Source organism: Micromonospora sp. DSM 43699, from assembly GCF_055517075.1.
The window spans coordinates 1-593 of the sequence record NZ_JBTMMT010000170.1 but is presented as its reverse complement, the minus strand read 5'-3'; the positions used below and the strand labels follow the sequence as shown (position 1 = coordinate 593).

1 pseudogene is annotated in these 593 nt (G+C 66.8%); it reads right to left on the bottom strand.

Features of this window, described 5'->3' with window-relative positions:
• A pseudogene (locus AC0AIB_RS31075) lies at window positions 1–582 on the bottom strand (hypothetical protein); the annotation flags it as partial.
• Window positions 583–593: the final 11 nt, after the last annotated feature.

The window sequence follows — 593 nt, the reverse complement described above, 5'->3', positions numbered from 1 at the left end:
CTCCGACTCGTCCAACAACACCGCACCCATACCCACCCACTGCCACCCCTGACCCGGAAACACAAACACCACCCGACCACCACCAACCGCCACACCCGAACCCACCGAACCCACCACCACCGAACCCGAACCCGGCCGCTCCACCACCGAACCCGCCACCACCGAACCCGACGCCACCTCATCCAAACCAGCGACAACCTCCCCCACACCACCGCCGAACACGACCGCACGATGCTCGAACACCGACCGCGACGACACCAACGACCAACCCACATCCACCAGACCGGAACCACCGTCAGCCAGTCCCGCGCACACCTCACGCAACCGCGCCGCCTGCGCCCGCAACGCCCCCACCGACCGCCCCGACACCACCACCGGAACCACCGACAAACCCCCACCAGCACCACCTTCGCCACCACCAGCGGCATCGGCATCGGCATCGGTGGACCCAGCGGCCATGGCCTCATCAAACTCCGGAGCCTGCTCCAAAATCAGATGCGCATTCGTCCCCGAAATACCGAACGCCGACACCCCCGCACGACGCACACGATCCACCACCGGCCAATCCCGAGTCTCCGTCACCACCTCCACCC